At 69.6% G+C, this 15,792-nt stretch carries 19 protein-coding genes; 9 read left to right on the top strand and 10 right to left on the bottom strand.

Annotated elements, in window-relative coordinates:
• Both VM840_08685 and VM840_08680 read right to left on the bottom strand, forming a co-directional pair.
• Positions 1–1,476 (bottom strand): histidine kinase dimerization/phospho-acceptor domain-containing protein (locus VM840_08685; protein ID HVL81653.1); only part of this gene is annotated, 1,476 nt, incomplete at its 3' end.
• A 111-nt stretch (positions 1,477–1,587) separates the two neighbouring features.
• Complete coding sequence (locus VM840_08680; GenBank protein HVL81652.1) at positions 1,588–3,069, bottom strand: alpha/beta fold hydrolase; 1,482 nt, start codon at positions 3,067–3,069, stop codon at positions 1,588–1,590.
• A 107-nt stretch (positions 3,070–3,176) separates the two neighbouring features.
• On the opposite strand from VM840_08680, the gene VM840_08675 reads away from it, so the two are divergent.
• The gene (locus tag VM840_08675) at positions 3,177–3,926 is read left to right on the top strand and encodes a class I SAM-dependent methyltransferase (protein ID HVL81651.1); all 750 of its coding nucleotides are present in this window, start codon (positions 3,177–3,179) and stop codon (positions 3,924–3,926) included.
• On the opposite strand, the gene VM840_08670 is transcribed toward VM840_08675, so the two are convergent.
• Positions 3,923–4,714, bottom strand: coding sequence for an ABC transporter permease (locus VM840_08670; GenBank protein ID HVL81650.1), 792 nt, complete (start codon positions 4,712–4,714; stop codon positions 3,923–3,925). The two genes, VM840_08675 and VM840_08670, sit on opposite strands and share 4 nt — an antisense overlap.
• Positions 4,711–5,673: an ATP-binding cassette domain-containing protein gene (locus tag VM840_08665; protein HVL81649.1), complete on the bottom strand. Its 963-nt coding sequence runs from the start codon at positions 5,671–5,673 to the stop codon at positions 4,711–4,713. The genes VM840_08670 and VM840_08665 overlap by 4 nt, the downstream gene beginning before the upstream one ends.
• 123 nt (positions 5,674–5,796) lie before the next feature.
• Between VM840_08665 and VM840_08660 the strand changes: the two genes are divergently transcribed.
• From VM840_08660 to VM840_08650, 3 genes are read left to right on the top strand one after another with little or no spacing between them, the layout of a single operon-like run.
• Positions 5,797–6,084, top strand: a complete 288-nt coding sequence (locus VM840_08660; GenBank protein ID HVL81648.1) for a hypothetical protein — start codon at positions 5,797–5,799, stop codon at positions 6,082–6,084.
• Positions 6,081–6,725, top strand: a complete 645-nt coding sequence (locus tag VM840_08655) for a hypothetical protein (GenBank protein ID HVL81647.1) — start codon at positions 6,081–6,083, stop codon at positions 6,723–6,725. Before VM840_08660 ends, VM840_08655 begins: the two co-directional genes overlap by 4 nt.
• Before the next feature lie 9 nt (positions 6,726–6,734).
• Positions 6,735–7,643, top strand: a complete 909-nt coding sequence (locus tag VM840_08650; GenBank protein HVL81646.1) for an alpha/beta hydrolase — start codon at positions 6,735–6,737, stop codon at positions 7,641–7,643.
• On the opposite strand, the gene mug is transcribed toward VM840_08650, so the two are convergent.
• From mug to VM840_08635, 3 genes are all read right to left on the bottom strand, one after another.
• Entirely contained in the window at positions 7,556–8,149 is a 594-nt protein-coding gene (gene mug, locus VM840_08645) for a G/U mismatch-specific DNA glycosylase (protein ID HVL81645.1), read from the bottom strand. The genes VM840_08650 and mug overlap by 88 nt on opposite strands.
• A 5-nt stretch (positions 8,150–8,154) precedes the next feature.
• Positions 8,155–8,388, bottom strand: a complete 234-nt coding sequence (locus VM840_08640; protein HVL81644.1) for a hypothetical protein — start codon at positions 8,386–8,388, stop codon at positions 8,155–8,157.
• A gap of 186 nt (positions 8,389–8,574) precedes the next feature.
• Positions 8,575–8,703 (bottom strand): hypothetical protein, encoded by a 129-nt coding sequence (locus VM840_08635; GenBank protein ID HVL81643.1) that lies wholly within the window; start codon positions 8,701–8,703, stop codon positions 8,575–8,577.
• Between the two features lie 280 nt (positions 8,704–8,983).
• Between VM840_08635 and VM840_08630 the strand changes: the two genes are divergently transcribed.
• From VM840_08630 to VM840_08610, 5 genes are all read left to right on the top strand, one after another.
• Positions 8,984–9,340 (top strand): hypothetical protein, encoded by a 357-nt coding sequence (locus VM840_08630; GenBank protein ID HVL81642.1) that lies wholly within the window; start codon positions 8,984–8,986, stop codon positions 9,338–9,340.
• Between the two features lie 516 nt (positions 9,341–9,856).
• Entirely contained in the window at positions 9,857–11,098 is a 1,242-nt protein-coding gene (locus VM840_08625; protein ID HVL81641.1) for a cation:proton antiporter, read from the top strand.
• Positions 11,099–11,110: 12 nt separating this feature from the next.
• Positions 11,111–11,494, top strand: coding sequence for an SgcJ/EcaC family oxidoreductase (locus VM840_08620; GenBank protein HVL81640.1), 384 nt, complete (start codon positions 11,111–11,113; stop codon positions 11,492–11,494).
• A gap of 72 nt (positions 11,495–11,566) precedes the next feature.
• The gene (locus tag VM840_08615) at positions 11,567–11,947 is read left to right on the top strand and encodes a rhodanese-like domain-containing protein (GenBank protein HVL81639.1); all 381 of its coding nucleotides are present in this window, start codon (positions 11,567–11,569) and stop codon (positions 11,945–11,947) included.
• Positions 11,948–11,999: 52 nt separating this feature from the next.
• A complete protein-coding gene (locus VM840_08610) occupies positions 12,000–12,161 on the top strand; it encodes a nuclear transport factor 2 family protein (protein HVL81638.1) in 162 nt (53 codons plus the stop codon).
• A 46-nt stretch (positions 12,162–12,207) separates the two neighbouring features.
• Here the strand turns inward: VM840_08610 and VM840_08605 are convergent, their stop codons facing one another.
• The 3 genes from VM840_08605 to rnd are packed head-to-tail and all read right to left on the bottom strand — an operon-like array spanning position 12,208 to position 15,792.
• Positions 12,208–13,452 (bottom strand): acyl-CoA dehydrogenase family protein, encoded by a 1,245-nt coding sequence (locus tag VM840_08605; GenBank protein ID HVL81637.1) that lies wholly within the window; start codon positions 13,450–13,452, stop codon positions 12,208–12,210.
• 2 nt (positions 13,453–13,454) lie between these two features.
• On the bottom strand, positions 13,455–14,570 hold the full coding sequence (locus VM840_08600; protein HVL81636.1) for an acyl-CoA dehydrogenase family protein: 1,116 nt from the start codon (positions 14,568–14,570) through the stop codon (positions 13,455–13,457).
• A gap of 40 nt (positions 14,571–14,610) precedes the next feature.
• A complete protein-coding gene (gene rnd / locus VM840_08595; protein HVL81635.1) occupies positions 14,611–15,792 on the bottom strand; it encodes a ribonuclease D in 1,182 nt (393 codons plus the stop codon).

The raw sequence follows: 15,792 nt of genomic DNA, 5'->3' as shown, positions 1-15,792 counted from the left end.
GTCCTTCACGGCGACCACCACGTTCGTCCCCGCGGGCGTGTGCTTCGACGCGTTGGAGAGCAGGTTCTCGAGGACCCTCTCGATCAGGATCCCGTCCGCTTCGACCGTCCGGGCCGACTCGACCTTCACCTGCAGCTCGCGGTCCGAGAAGAGGGAGCCGAGCCTGGCGGCGACGGAGGTCGTGAGCTCGCCGAGGTTCACCTGTGACGGGTGTGCGCTGATCCGGCCGGCCTGGAGGCGGGAGAAGTCCAACAGGTTGGTGATGATCTGCCTCAGGGTCTGAGCGTTGCGGTTGAGCCGGTCCAGCAGGTCGCGCCGGGTCGCCGGGTCGATCTCGTCCCATCGGTCGCGCAGGGTCACCCCGTTGCCCTCGATCACGGTCAGCGGCGTCCGCAGCTCATGGGAGATGTTGGAGAGGAAGTCCTCCTTGAGCCTGTCCAGCTCGGCGAGCTGCTCGACCATCTTCCGTTCCGCCTCGAACCGGTCGGCGTTCTCGAGGGCGCGGCCGGCCTGCGCGGCCAGCAGCTCGAACATCTCGACCTCCTCGCGGAAGACGCTCGCACGTCGGGACCCCGCCACCAGCGCTGCCACGAGCTGACCGCCGGACCAGATGGGTGTGGCCACGACCCCTCTGAACCCCTCGCGCGCGAAGGCGGGGTCGGCGTAGGGCTGCGCCGCGTAGTCGTCAACGACCACCGTTCGTCTGATCTGCCAGACCTGTCCGGAGATCCCCGCATCGATGGGGTACTCCTCTCCGCTGTACCCCTGCGGGAGGTTGCGGGCCATGAATGTTCGAGTCACCGCGGCCTCCGGGTCGTAGAGCGCCACCTGGACGGCCTCGGCTCCCTGGTCGGCGGCCGTGTCGATCACGGTCTCGATGACGCGCAGCGGGTCGAGGCTGTTGATCTCCTCCGAGGACCGGGCCAGCGACGAGAGGAGGTGCGCGCGACGCTCGGCGAGCAGCCTCTCCTCCTGGGCTCTCCAGGAGCTGCGGGCGATCACCTCCCCGACGAGGACGCACACGGGGATGGCGACCGTCGCCGACAGGGCGGCGGCGGCGCCCTGCCTGGGGTTGAGCATCGGCGGCACGACGTACGCAGCCGTCGCGAGCGGGGACATGAAGAGGCTCGTCCGGGGTGGCTGGGTCAAGCCTATGTAGGCGAACACGACGACGAAGTACACGGCGTAGCTGTAGGCGGAGACGCCGCCGAAGAGGTTCGCCACCGCGATGTGGCCCAACGCGACGGGGCCGAGGGCGAGCGTCGCCGACAGCGGCCACCTCTGCCACGGGAGGAACCAGCACGCGGCCCCCCACGCGATGGCACTGGCTCCCACCCCGTACAGGACGGGGCGATCGAGGTGCTCGAAGGGCGGGATGTGGTTGTTGACGATGGTCAGGACGCCCGCGGCGAGGAAGAGCTTCGCGGCGAGCCGGCCGGAGTACTCCCCGCTGACCGAGGCTCCCACTGAGGACACCCACCGCTCCCGAGATATCGACTGACCGGCCACCCCTAGTTTGGGGGCAACGGTCCTGCAAGGACAGCGTTGGAGGGGGCGGGACCGCGGCCGGGTCCCGCCCCACTTCGACTAACGGACCGGCAGGTCCACCACCGCGTCCTCGAGCAGGACGACGCTGGGGACCCGGCTGGTACCGATGAACATGTCCGAGGTCGGGGAGACGGTCAGGTACAGCTTCTGTCCCTCCGTCAGGGTCGCGGCGACACCAGCGAGCTCCAGCGAGAAGGCCTCACTGAGCTTCGGGAGCCGCAGCCTCATCGGCATCACGTTGTTCTGGAGGACCGTGGCGTTCGCGGGAGAGGTGCCCACCGACAGGGCGAAGAACGCCCGCGCCTCGGGCGCGGCTGACGTCACCTTCGCGAGCAGCACGGGCACACCCGCGATCGTCATGGGTCCGCTGGCGATCTCGTAGGAGATCGGCGCTCCGACCGCGGTCGGGGCGGCCAGCGTGCCGAGCTCCACGGAGGCGCTCGGCTCGAGGGTGTCGACCCACAGGCACTGACCGGTGGCGGTCGTGATGCCGACCTGCTTGCGGAGGAGCTCCCTCGTGTCCTCACCCGCGAAGGCCCTCTTGAAGAAGGCGCGGCTGAGCGCGTCGAACCCGCCAGAGCAGGCGTCCGCACCGCTCGAGCTACCCAGCGGCAGGGCTTGCGGCAGCGCGTGTCCGCCGTTGTAGCCGATGAAGAGGCTGCGCTCCCGGGCGTCGTCGGTCAGCGCCTGGCTGAAGATGTCCCAACCCTCGTTGAGCGGGAACAGGTTGTCCGAGGTGCCCTGGCCGACGAGGAGCGGGATGTCGAGCTGCACCTCCTGGTCGACGAACCAGGCGGGGCTGTTGTTGTAGAAGCGCTCCTTCAGGTTGTACGTCTCGGGGATCTCCCCGTTGGGGAAGGTCGCCGTGGCCACGCCCAGCGCGTACGAGCGGTGCACGTAGTCGGGGAGCCGCGACGCGCCCGCGGCGTACAGCAGCGTGTTCCACAGCGTCCGCGGGACGTCGCTCGGGCCGAGGCTGCGCGGCAGGTCGTACCAGGTGATCTGAGGGGCGAGGGCGTTGAACCGCGTGCTCCCCTTGGTCAAGACCTCGGTGAGCGAGGTGATCATCTGGTACCCGCCGCCGTACGACCCCCCGATCGCGCCCATGACCGGGTCGCCGGGCCCGTCGAGCTGCACCCAGTCGAGCGTCGCCACGTGGTCGATGACGGCGATGATGTCGCGCGCCTCGTAGTCGGGGTTCTGGACGTGGGCGGTGCCCCCGGTCTGGCCGTGGCCGCGCTGGTCGATGCTCACGACCCCGAACCCTTCCTCGAGCCATGCTCCGAACGCGGTCGGGCTCGTCGTGCGGGAGCCGCCCCACCCGTGCGACTGCAGGATGACCGGCACGGGCTCCTCGGCGGTCGCATCCGCCGGCTTGTAGATCGAGATCCAGATCTCCGTGCCGTCGAAGCTCTTCACGGAGACGTGCTGCGGCGCGGCCGACGCGGACGGTCCGGCTCCCACGAGCGCGGTCAGGGCGACGGACAGGGCCAGCAGACCAGGCAGATGCCTTCGGCGCATCCTTCCTCCTCGTTCTCCCCAGGGTCGGGCGGCCGCAGCCGCCCCAGCCTCGAGACGGTTCGACGGGGGGCCCGCGGAGTCCTGCCGACCGGCTAGCCTCGAGGACCGTGACCGACGACGTCCGTTCCAACATCCGCTACTGGGAGTCAGCGAGCGACGAGTACCAGCGGCTGCATGGCTCCCAGCTGGAGGCGGCCCCGCTGGCCTGGGGCACCTACAGCGCCCCCGAGGCCGAGCTGGGGGTGCTGGGCGACGTGTCCGGACGCGACGTGCTCGAGCTCGGATGCGGGGCCGGGCAGTGGTCCGTGGCGCTCGCCCGCGCGGGGGCGCGCGTGGTCGGGCTCGACTCCTCTGCACGGCAGCTGGGACACGCGCGGCGGAGGATGTCCGAGATCGGGACGAAGGTCCCGCTCGTGAGGGCGTCCGGAACGGAGATCCCGTTCCGCGACGCGTCCTTCGACGTCGTCTTCTGTGACCACGGCGCGATGAGCTTCGCCGACCCGTACCTGACCGTCCCGGAGGCCGCGCGCGTCCTGCGTCCGGGCGGGCTGCTCGCGTTCTCCCACACGTCGCCCTGGCTGTACGTGTGCTGGAACCCGGAGGCGAGCCAGACCGAGCCGATCCTGCACGCCGACTACTTCTCCATGCACCGGTTCGAGGACACGGACGGCAGCGTCGATTTCCAGCTCCCGTACGGCGAGTGGATCCGCCTGTTCCGACGCAACGGTCTGGTCGTGGAGGACCTGATCGAGCTCAGGCCCCCGGACGGCGGTTCCAGCACCTACGACCTCGCGCCGTATTCGTGGATGCGGCGCTGGCCGGCCGAACAGATCTGGAAGGTCCGCCGGGAGGCCTAGACGACCCGCCGGTAACGCCGGACGGCGAGCGGAACGAGGACGAGCAGGATACCGGTCGACCAGGCCAGGGACTTCACCACGTTGGTGGCCGTCGGTCCCCCGAGCATCAGGGCGCGGGCCGCCTCGATGGTGATGCTGACCGGCTGGTGCCTCGCGAACACCTCGAGGGGAGCGGGCAGCGTCTGGAGGGGGACGAACGCCGACGAGATGAAGATGAGCGGGAAGATCAGCGGGAAGGCCATCGTCTGCGCGACCTCGCTGTTGGGAGCGGAGAGACCCACGATCGCGAACCCCCACGAGACCGCGTAGGCGAACAGGAGCATCACCGCGGCTCCCGCGAGATAGGCGAGCACGCTCGTCTGGACGCGGAACCCCACGAGGTAGCCGACGCCGGTGATGAGACCGATCACGAATGCGTTGCGGACGAGGTCGGCGATCGTGCGTCCGGCGAGGACCGCGGACCGGGCCATCGGCAGGGCGCGGAACCGCTCGATCAGCCCCTTGTGCAGGTCCTCGGACAGCCCGATCGCCGTCCCTATCCCCCCGAACAGGACCGTCTGCACGAAGATCCCCGGCATCATGAAGTTCACGTAGTCGAAGCCGGGCACCCGTATGGCGCCGCCGAACACGTACCGGAACAGCAGGACGAACATGATCGGCTGGACGCTCGCGAAGAAGAGAGCCTGAGGGATCCTCAGGTACGCGATCAGGTTCCTCTGCGTGACCGCAGCGATATCGGCGAGGCTCCAGCGCAAGCGTGCCCCTGGGGCGAGGGTGGCGGCGCTCATCGGTCGCGCTCCTGCGGTCCTTCGGCCCGGTGGCCGGTCAGCGCGAGGAACACGTCGTCGAGGCTCGGCTCCCGCAGGGCGACCCGCGTGGGAGTGAGCTTGCGCCGGCTGAGGGCGCGCAGGGCCGTGAGGAGGAGGTCGGGCCCGTCGTCGACGGTGAGCTCCACCGTGACCCCGTCGAGCGTGGGCGGCTTCGACGCGACCTTCTCGAGCGCCGTCGCCGCCTTCGCGGCCGCCGCCTCGTCGGCCAGCTCGAGCTCCAGGACGGTCGCCCCCATCTTCGACTTCAGCTCCGCGGGCGTCCCTTGGGCGATCACCGTCCCGTGGTCGACGACCGCGATCTGATCGGCCAGTCGGTCGGCCTCCTCGAGGTACTGCGTGGTGAGCAGGACGGTGGTCCCCTCGAGCACGAGCTGCTCGATCACCTCCCACAGGTCCTGGCGCGAGCGAGGGTCCAGGCCGGTGGTCGGTTCGTCCAGGAACAGGACGGTGGGGCGAGAGATGAGCGCGGCGGCGAGGTCCAGGCGGCGGCGCTGTCCGCCCGAGTAGGTGCGGGCCGGACGCGAGGCGACCTCCGCGAGGCCGAACCTCTCGATGAGCTCGTCCGCGCGCCTCGACCACTCCGTGCGGGGTAGGTGGTTCAGCCGTCCGATCAGCCGCATGTTCTCGCGGCCGGTCAGGTTCTCGTCGACGGCCGCGAACTGGCCGGCCAGCCCGATGCGTGCCCGGACGACCGCTGCGTCATCCACCACGTCATGCCCCAGCACGCGCGCCGTTCCCGAGTCGGGGCGCAGCGTGGTCGTGAGTACACGGACGGCCGTCGTCTTGCCGGCCCCGTTCGGACCGAGCAGTCCGAACACCGTTCCCCGCTCGACGCTGAACGTGACGCCGTCCAGGGCCCTGACCGCCCCGCCGTACGTCTTGACGAGGTCGCGCACCTCGATCGCCGCGTCGCTCATGGTCCTCCCGTGTCAGCCCGTCGCGTTGCAAACCCGGTCAAGGATGTCCCATTCCCGGGGGCCGTGACGGTGTCGCGTGTCCGGCTCTGGACGCATCCGCGGCGTATGCGGCAACCTCGACAGGTGAACGAGAGGACCGAGAGGGTCGCCGAGCTCCTGCACGAGGCGTCGGAGCTCCACCACGCCGTCTATCGGATGGTGGACGGGGACGACCCCGACTGGGCGTCCTGGTACGCCTCCTGGCTCATCGAGCTCTCGGAGCTCCCTGAGATCCTGGGCTCCCGGCCCGTGCGGTCGGAGCTGATACACGAGCTCGTGGAGCTGGGACGCGGCCAGGACGCGGAGGGCAGGCGCTGGGAGGACCGCTACGCCGAGCGCATCGTCGAACGGTTCGGGAGCCGGACAGGATGAGCGCGTTGAAGCGATCGGCGCTCGCCCTCCTCGCTGCGTTGCTGCTGGGGGCCTGCCGGACCGACGAGCCGCCCCCCACCGCGACGCCGACGACGCGGCCGTCCCCGACTCCTGTCGCCGGGTCCCCACAGCCGGAGACGCTCACGCTCGCGCCGGACGGTATCGGCGTGGCGAGGTTCGGTGAGGACCCGGACGTCGTCGTGGCCGCGGTGACGCAGAGGCTCGGGGAGCCGACCTCCGACAGCGGATGGGGGGCGTCGTCTGGGGCCTTCGGCACCTGTCCGGGGACGGAGCTGCGGGTCGTGCGATGGAAGAGCCTGTTCGTCTACCTCGGGAACGGCGAGACCTCGTACGCGGCAGCCGGGACCCGCCATCTCTTCTCGTACATGGACTCCCGCTACGACGAGCGGGGTCGTGAGACGGAGCCGACCGGGCTGAAGACGGACTCCGGGGTCGGGGTCGGATCGACGGTCTCCGCGCTGCGGGGCGCGCACCCCGAGGCCGAGGTGCAGGACGACCCAACCTTCGGTCCGCGCTGGCGGGTCGAGACGCCCTCCGGCGCGCTGTTCGGCAACGTCACCGGTACCGCCGACACGGACACGATCTCGAGCGTGCACGGGGGCGAGGAGTGCGGCGAGTAGGCTTGTCGCATGCAGCACCGCAGGACCACATTCCGCAGTGACGGCCTGACGCTCGTCGGCGACCTGCACATCCCGGACCGCACCCCGGCCCCCGGGCTCGTCTTCACGGGGCCCTTCACGGGCGTGAAGGATCAGGTGACCGGCTCGTACGCGCGGAGGCTCGCCGAGGCCGGGTACGTCACGCTCGCCTTCGACCACCGCAACTTCGGGGAGAGCGAAGGCGAACCGCGTCAGCACGAGGACTCGGCCGGGAAGGTGGCCGACCTGCGGGACGCGACGAGCCACCTGGCTTCCTTCGACGAGGTCGATGCGTCGCGGCTCGGATGCGTCGGGATCTGCCTGGGCGGCGCGTACGCGCTGAGGTTCGCCGCCTTCGATCCTCGCATCGGCGCCGTCGCCTTCGTCGCGGCCGCCTTCAACGACCCGAGGGTGATTCGTGAGGGGATGGGCCCCGAGAACTACCGAGGGATGCTCAGGCGGTTCGCCGAGGTCTCGCAACGCCAGCACGCCACCGGCGAGGTCGAGTACATGGCAGCCGTCGCCGCGGACGGCGGCGAAGCGGCGATGGGCGGACAGGAGCCGTTCGACTACTACGGGACCGACAGGTCGGCGAGCCCGCACTGGGAGAACCGGGTGAGCGTGCTGTCGATACGGGAGCTGATCACGCTCGATGCGATGTCGGCGGCCGATTTCCTCTCCCCCACCCCCGCGCTGATCGTCCACGGTCGCAACGACGACTACTGCTCCCCCGCGGGCGCGCAGGCCCTCTACGACCGTCTCGGGGAGCCGAAGGAGCTCGTGTGGCTCGACACCTCGAACCACATCGATCTCTACGACCAGGAAGGCTTCGTGGGTCCGGCCTCGGAGCGGGTAGCGGCCTGGTTCGACGCGCACCTGCGAAGCTCGGTGAACGCGTAGACCAGCGCGTCCATCTGATAGTGGGCATTGAGCCCGCTCGGGTTGGGAAGCAGCCAGATGCGGGTGTCCGCGACCATCAGCGGCTGTTCGCCGACCTCTGCGTCGGGAGCGTCGAACGCGACGCGGTAGGCGGTCAGGCCGAGGACGGCGAGCCATCGAGGACGGTGCCTGCGGATCTTGCGCCGTAGGCGGCGCGCGCCGTCGCGGATCTCGTCGGTCGTCAGCTCGTCGGCCCTGGCGGTCGTCCGGGCGCAGATGTTGGTCACGCCGAGGCCGTAGGAGAGCAGCTCGCGCTCCTCGTCCGGGCTCAGCTGTCGCGGCGTGAACCCCGACCGGTGCAGCACCGGCCAGAACCGGTTGCCTGGACGGGCGAAGTGGTGGCCGACGGCCCCCGAGTAAAGGCCTGGGTTGATCCCGCAGAAGACGACATCCAGCCCGGGAGCGAGCACGTCGACGATCGTGCGCCCGACGGCTGACGCCAGCTCGTCCGGCGTGGGTCTGCGCAAAGGCGTCAGGCGCTGTCGCTTACCGAGGTGACGCCGGAGGCGTGCGCGCAGTGGGCACAGCAGAAGACGCGCTCGCCGTCTTCCATCCCGTGGCCGACGATCCTCACCCCGCAGGTCTCGCAGGTGGGAGCCAGCTTGTGGATCGCGCACTCGAAGCTGTCGAACGTGTGGGTCTCCCCGTCGATGCGCACCTCGAACGAACGGTGGTAGTCGTTCCCGCAGCTGTCACAGGTCGCCATCGCTGCCTCCTCAGGGAGCCGGGATGTCATCGACGGAGACCGCCGTCCCACAGTCGGGACACGCCTCCTCGACACCCAACGTGACGGGTACGTCCCGCCCGCAGGAGGGACACTCGGCGTTCACGCTCACCGCCTCCGGTACGGGAAGGTCGTCACCGGGCTGATCCGAGGCGTGCTCGTGATGGCTCACTTGCCTTTCTTCCCGGACTTCTTGCCGCCCTTGCTCGACGCGTTGGGCGTGTTGGCGATCTTCGCCGCCCGCTCCTTGGACATGCCCTTGTCCTTGAGAGCCTCGTACTGCTTCTCGTTCTTCACGCTGGGACGCTTGCCTCCGGCCATGGGGACCTCCTTCTCTCTCCAGGAGGATCCCCCCCGGTCCGAGCCACGAAACGGGAGACGGGTCCGACACCGCCTGGAACTCCTCGCGGGAGACCAGCGGGCCACCGACCTCACGTCTTGAGGTAGGCCGCAAGGCGGACCGCGCGATCGCGCGGGGTGACCCGCCGCCGAGCCGATGCCCTCCCTCGCGGCCTGAGGTGTCATCCTGAACGTCACGGTGGGGAACGTAGCCCCTGGTCGGGTGGAGAGACCTGAGATGGACGGACGACGGATCCCGATGGCAACGAGCTTGTTGCTGGGAGTAGAGGCTGTCGGATCCCTCGTTGGCGCCCTGATGGCCTACGTCGTAACGACCCTCCCCGTGGGCGATCACGAAGCCTTCGACATGACCCAACGGGACTGGATCCTACGAGGCCTCAACGTGCTCGCGCTGGTCACGGTAGCCGTGGCGATGGGTAGCGCTCTCGTGTGGGCCGCGAACCGGGCCGCTGCTGAGTTCGGCCTCTTCCCGCGGGGATGGGTCCGGAGGAGCGCGCTGGCCGCGGCAGGTACGGTGCTCCTGGGAGGCGCGATCGGGACGGCGCAGTTCATCATCGACAAACCGTTCATGTGAGGGTCGACCAACCGCCAAGCCTCATGCCGACGGAGCACAACGATGTGGACGCGAGGAGCGGAACCGGCGTCCCCGCTACTGCCGAAACACACGAAGAGCAGACGACTGATCGAGGTACTGGACGAGCTGTCCGATGCGATGATGACCGCGAGTGCGGTGAAGGTCTTCAGCGGATGAGGGGACCGGATCACGTCTTCACCAGACCGGCCGGCGTCGTCGTGTCCCGATCCGAAGTGCTAAGGGGGCTCAGGGAACGGACGGTAGCTGTCGACTCCTATCGGGTGGAGGACCTGGACGTCCGCCATCACGGCCACGCAGCCATCGTCATGGGTCGCGCTGAAGGTATCGGAACGACTCCAGGCGGAGAGCCCTTCAGCGGTGTGTACAGCTTCACCTCCGCGTGGTTGCACTCGGACGGAGACTCGACGCTGCTCACTTGGTCAGCGATCGCGATCGACGGGTCCGTCACCCCACCCCCTCCCGTCGAAGCGACCTAGCCGAGACAGGACCCGACTCATGTTCAACACGATCGTCACGGTCATCGGAGCGCTCATCCTCGCGCTCGGACTCGGCTCGAAGTGGCTCGAGAGGACACCCGTGCCCGCGACGCTCCTGGCGCTGCTCGCCGGGGTCTTGGTTGGCCCGGCCGTCCTGCATTGGGTCGACCCAGCGGCACTCGGCGAGCGCCCCGTGATCCTGGAGAGGGCAGCCCGGCTGACCCTTGGCATCGGTCTGGTCAGCGTGGCCCTGAGGATCCCGAAGGAGTACCCACGTCGACACTGGCGCGAGATGATCACCCTGATCTCGTTGGGCATGGTCCTGATGTGGGGCCTCAGCACCGCCGTGGTCCATCTGGTGCTTGGGTTACCCCTCGCCTTGGCGGCGGTGATCGGAGCGGCGGTCACCGCGACCGATCCGATCGCTGCAACGCCCATCGTGACCGGACGCCTGGCCGAGCAGAACCTGCCCGACCGCATGAGGCGGGCCATCTCCTTCGAATCGGGCGCCAACGACGGTTTGGCATACCTCTTCGTCTTCCTCCCGTTCCTGCTGCTGACCCGCCCGGCGGAGGAGGCGGTGTCGCACTGGCTGGTTCACACGCTGCTGTGGGAGGTCGGGGCGGCGACGGCGTTCGGGATCGCTCTGGGTTGGGCCGCAGGGCGGTCGCTGCAGGCCGCCGAGCGTCGGGACCTGATCCAGGAGGACTGGCGCATGGTGTACGTCGCAGCGATGGCCCTTCTCGCCGTGGGGGCGGGAAGGCTCATACGTAGCGACGAGGTGCTGCTGGTCTTCGCAGCCGGCGCCGCGTTCGCTCAGGTCGTAGGCCCCGACGACCGCAAGGCCGAGGAACACGGCCAGGAGGCCGTCAACCGGTTCTTCTCTATCCCGATCTTCGCGCTGATAGGCACCGCCCTCCCCTGGCGCGGATGGGCCGAGATGGGCTGGAAGGGTCCGCTGGTGGCGGTCCTGCTCCTGCTCCTCCGTCGTCCGCCCGTGCTGCTGCTGCTTCGGCCGGTGTTACCCAGCGTCCGGAGCACCAGAGACGCGCTCTACATGGGGTGGTTCGGACCCATCGCGGTCGCGGCGGCGTACTACGCCGCTCTCATGGAGCACCGGTTGCACGAACCGCGGATCTGGCACGTCGCCAGTCTGGCCATCTGCGCCTCGGTCATCGCGCATGGGATGACGGCGGCTCCGCTCACCCGACTGTACGGCCGCACGGCCGCGTCTCACGAGGAGACGTCCCCGGACGGATGAGCACGATGAACCATGAGGGGGCAGGAGCGCGAGATCCGAGCCGTGGAGGACGCCTACGACGCCGCGTGGAACGCCGGTGATGTTGCGTCGCTGATCGCGTGCTTCGCCGATGACGCCGTGCTGGTGAACCCCCGCGGGGAACGTGCGATCGGCCACGCCGAGATCCAGCGGCAGCTCGGGGCCTTCCTAGAGGGCGAAGCCCGAGGGTGGCTACACTTCAGCGACCTGATGAGCATCTGGTTCGTGACGCCGGATGTAGCCGTGGTGGACGGCGAGGCACGATTGGGAAGCGCGCTCGGGGGAGGGTCGGTGAGGCATCGCTTCACGGACGTGCTGGTCCGGCGAGACGGCCGATGGGTCATCGCTCATGTGCGCGCGTACGGGCTCCGATCGTGATCACCGCGTCGGTACGGGTATCGCCGGGCGCACCAGGAGCGGGCGTAGTCGCTGGACGAAGGGAGGTACGGGATGAAGAAGTCAGCAACCGATCTGGTCGCAGAGGCCAAGCGCGAGGTGCAGAACCTCACCCCGGATCAGGTGGCCCAGGAACTGGAGGAGGGCGCCCTCCTCGTCGACGTCCGGGAACCCGAGGAGAGGGCCGCGGCGAGCATCCCCAGGGCGATCGCCGCCCCACGAGGGATGCTCGAGTTCTACGCCGACCCCGACCTCCCCTATCACAAGCCCGAGTTCACCCACGATCGCCGCATCATCCTCCACTGCGCGAGCGGGGGCAGGTCGGCCCTGGCCGCGGCGACCCTGCAGAGGATGGGTTACGAGAACGTGGCTCACCTCGACGGCGGGATCAAGGCGTGGCAGGAGGCGGGGCGGACGACCGAACCGGGCGCCTGATCCCCCCTGAGCACCACCTGGACTCCCGCACGTGATGCCGGGGGAGGACGGGATGGGCTCGGCTGATGCCGTCGTCCGACGCTTCTTCGATGCGGGGGCGAGAGGGGATGTCGAAGGGATGGTCGCGTGCTGGACCGACGATGTCGTCCTGCACTACGCCGCGCGGAGCCAGCTGACGCTCGTCGCAGGGGCGATGCCTGGAGCCGACACCTGACGAGCGTCGCCTGACCGCTAGCCGGATCGGCGGCGCGAGGAGGGCGCTAGCTGCGGCGGATGTCCTTCCATGGGAGGTCCTTGTCCACCGCCGCGTCGCGCGGCAAGCCGAGGATGCGCTCGGCCATCTGGTTGCGCAGCACCTCCGACGTCCCGCCCTCGATGGTGTTCGCGCGCGCGCGGAGGAAACCGTGCGCCCGGTTCTCGGCCTTGTCGTCGCCCGGGAGCCAGGCGATGGCGCGGGCTCCCGCTGCGTTCATGGCCAGGTTCGTCCGTCGCTGGTTGAACTCGGCGTTGAAGACCTTGAGCACCCCGCCCTCGGCTCCCGGGGTGCCGGCCCGGCGGGCGACCGCCGCGCGGAACGAGGTGATCTCCTTCGCCTGCTGATCGATCCACACCTGGGCGATCCGCTGGCGCACCACGGGGTCGTCGCGGTCGGGCAGCGTCTCGAGGAACGCCTGCCAGGGGTCGCGCCGGGCGCCGCCGGTGAACGACTCCATCCCGGTGGAGATCCCGGACAGCGCGACGCGCTCGTTCATGAGCGTGGTCCGTGCGACCTCCCACCCCTGCCCGATCTCCCCAACCCGGTTCGTGTCGGGAACCCGGACGTCGGTGAAGTAGACCTCGCTGAACTCGGCCGAGCCGGTGATCTGACGGAGCGGACGGACCTCCACTCCCGGCGCCTGCATCTCGACGATGAAGTAGGTGAGACCCGCGTGCTTGGGCAGCGTCGGGTCGTGACGCGCGAGGAGCATCCCGTACTTGGAGAACTGGGCGATCGATGTCCAGACCTTCTGTCCGTTGATGACCCAGTCGTCCCCCACCCGCTCCGCCCTCGTGCCGAGGGAGGCGAGGTCGGACCCCGACCCGGGCTCCGAGAAGAGCTGGCACCAGATCTCCTCGCCGGTCAGGATCTTCCGGAGGTACCGCTGCTTCTGCTCGTCGGTGCCGTGGGCGATCAGCGTGGGACCAGCGAGTCCGACGCCCAGGATGTTGATGCCGATCAGCGGTAGGCGGTAGCTGGCGAGCTCCTCGCGGACCACCTGCTGCATCCAGACCTCGCCGCTCATCCCCCCGTACTCGCGCGGCCACAGGGGAGCCGCGTACCCGCTCTCGCCGATGGTGCGCATCCACCGCATGACGTCGAACCCCTTGCGGATCTGGGTGAAGCGCTCCTCGTCTCCCGCCTCGACGGCGTCGACCCACTCGTCGGGGGCGTTGTCGCGCAGCCACGACCTGAACCCGTCACGGAAGGCGGCCTGCTCCGGTGTGTCCTCGAGCGTCCAGCGCATACCTACACCCCCAGCCTGTTCGCCAGCTGCGCCCGGTGGTACTCGGCGTCCCCCAGGTAGATCTCGTTCGTCTTGGCGCGCCGCAGGTACAGGTGGGCGTCGTGCTCCCACGTGAACCCGATGCCGCCGTGTATCTGGATCGTGTCCGCCGCCGCCTCGAAGAAGGTGTCCGAGCAGGCCGCCTTCGCCATGTTCGCGATCTGCGGTAGCTCGGGATCGTCTGCGGCGGCCGCCCACGCGGCGTAGTACGCCGTGGAGCGCGCGGTCTCGAGGTGCATCAGCATGTCCGCGCATCGGTGCTTTATGGCCTGGAAAGCGCCGATGGGACGGCCGAACTGGTACCGCTCGTTCGCGAAGCGAGAGGAGGCGTCTAGGCACCACTGGGTCCCCCCGACCGACTCGCACGCGAGCGCGATGGCCCCCAGGTCGAGCGTCCGCTGCAGCGCGTCCGACGCGTCGCCGCCCTCGCCGAGCCGCTCCGCCTCGGCCCCCTCGAAGGCGATCTGGGCCTGCTTGCGGGTCGCGTCCAGCGTGTGCATCGCGGTGCGCGTCACCCCGGCGGTGTCGGGATCGACGAGGAAGAGGCCTACCCCGTCCGGGGTCCGGGCGGCGACGACGAGCAGGGTGGCGGAGGCGCCGTCCAGCACGAAGGACGCCATCCCGTCGAGCCGGGAGCCGTCGCTCGTCCGGACGTCGATGCCGTCGGCGCCCCACCGTCCGGACGGGCCCGTGAAGGCGAGCGTGGCGCGCGATGTGCCGTCCGCGATCGAGGGCAGGAGGGCCTGCCGCTGTCCGGGGGTCCCGGCGAGCGCGATCGCGTTGGCGCCGAGCACGACCGACGAGAGGAACGGGGAGGCGACGAGTCGGCGACCCATCTCCTCGAGCAGGACCCCGAGCTCGACGAACCCGAAGCCCAGGCCGCCGTCCTGTTCCGAGATGGCGATCCCCGACCATCCGAGGTCGCACATACGCTGCCACGTGTCCGGGTCGAACCCCTCGCGCGTCTCCATGAGCTCGCGGACACGCTCCGGCGTGAACCTCTCCTCGAAGAAGCGTCTGGAGGAGCTGCGCAGCTCCTCCTGCTCAGGCGTGAAGATGCTGGTCTGCGTCGTCGCCACTCGGTCCTCCCTGGGGCTCGATGATATGGAAGGCGCGTGGTCAGTCGCCCACGCGGGAGACGGCGACTCGGCCCGAGTCGGGGTCGTAACGCAGGGAGACCTCGCCCTGGACGATGCGGACGCAGTCCTCGCCCACGAGCTCCCGCCGCCATCCACGCAGCAGCGGGGGTTGCTCCCCGGAGCCCTTGCGCACGGACCGGACGGCGGCCAAGAGGTCCTTGCGGGTGGCCAGGTAGGTCTGGGCGACGCCCGTCTCGGCGGCCCGGATGCGCAGGAACATGTCCAGCAGGTCGGCGGCCGCGACCACGTCGGGGTCCTCACGTCCGGACGCGGGCTTGGGCCACGTGTCCTGGGGGGTGTCGAGCGCCTGCCTCACCCTCGCGACGATCTCGGCTCCCTCGCGCTTCAGGACCTTCTCGGGGAGGCGGCTGATCGTCTCGATGTCCTCCACGCGTTCGGGAGCCCGGCGAGCTATGTCGAGCAGGACGTCGTCGGGTAGCACCCACCGGCGGGGCAGGTCCCGGCGGCGGGCGAGCTCCTCCCGCCAGATGGCGAGCTCGCGCAGGACGGCCAGCTCGCGGCGCTTCAACCGTCCGGACCCGGACACGCTCCGCCACAGCTCGGACCCGTCCCGGTCGTAGGTCGCGGCGTCGTGGAGAGAGGCCATCTCCTCGGCGGCCCATTCCGTGCGCCCCCGCGACTCTAGCTCCTCCCCCAGCTTCCGACGGAGCTCGGGCAGGTAGCGGACGTCGTCGACGGCATAGGAGACCTGCCGCTCGGTCAGGGGACGCCGCGACCAGTCGCTGGTCGTCTCGAGCTTGCCGATCTGCTTCCCGACGAGCGAGCTGAGCAGGCGGTCGTAGGGCACCTGCTCACCGAACCCCACGAGGGCGCCAGCGATCTGCGTGTCGAAGACGTTGGCTGGGATGACGCCGCCGAGCTCGTACGCGATCTCGAGGTCCTGACGCCCGGAGTGCACGATCACCTCGACCCGCGGGTCGGCGATCAGGTCCAGCAGCGGCTGGAGGTCGACGTCCGCATGCGGGTCGACCAGGGCCACCTCGTCCACGCTCGCCACCTGGACGAGGTCGAGCCGGGCCAGGTAGGTCTTCTCCCGGCGGAACTCCATGTCCATGCCGAACGAGCCCGCCCCCGCGAGGCGCTCGCAGACCGCGCGCAGGGCGGTGTCGTCGGTGACCATCGTGGGTTTCGCTCCGTCCAT

It is taken from the genome of Actinomycetota bacterium (assembly GCA_035540895.1).
GTDB lineage: Bacteria > Actinomycetota > JAICYB01 > JAICYB01 > JAICYB01 > DATLFR01.
Note: the sequence above shows the minus strand (reverse complement) of the source record. Positions and strands in the feature narration are given on the sequence as shown.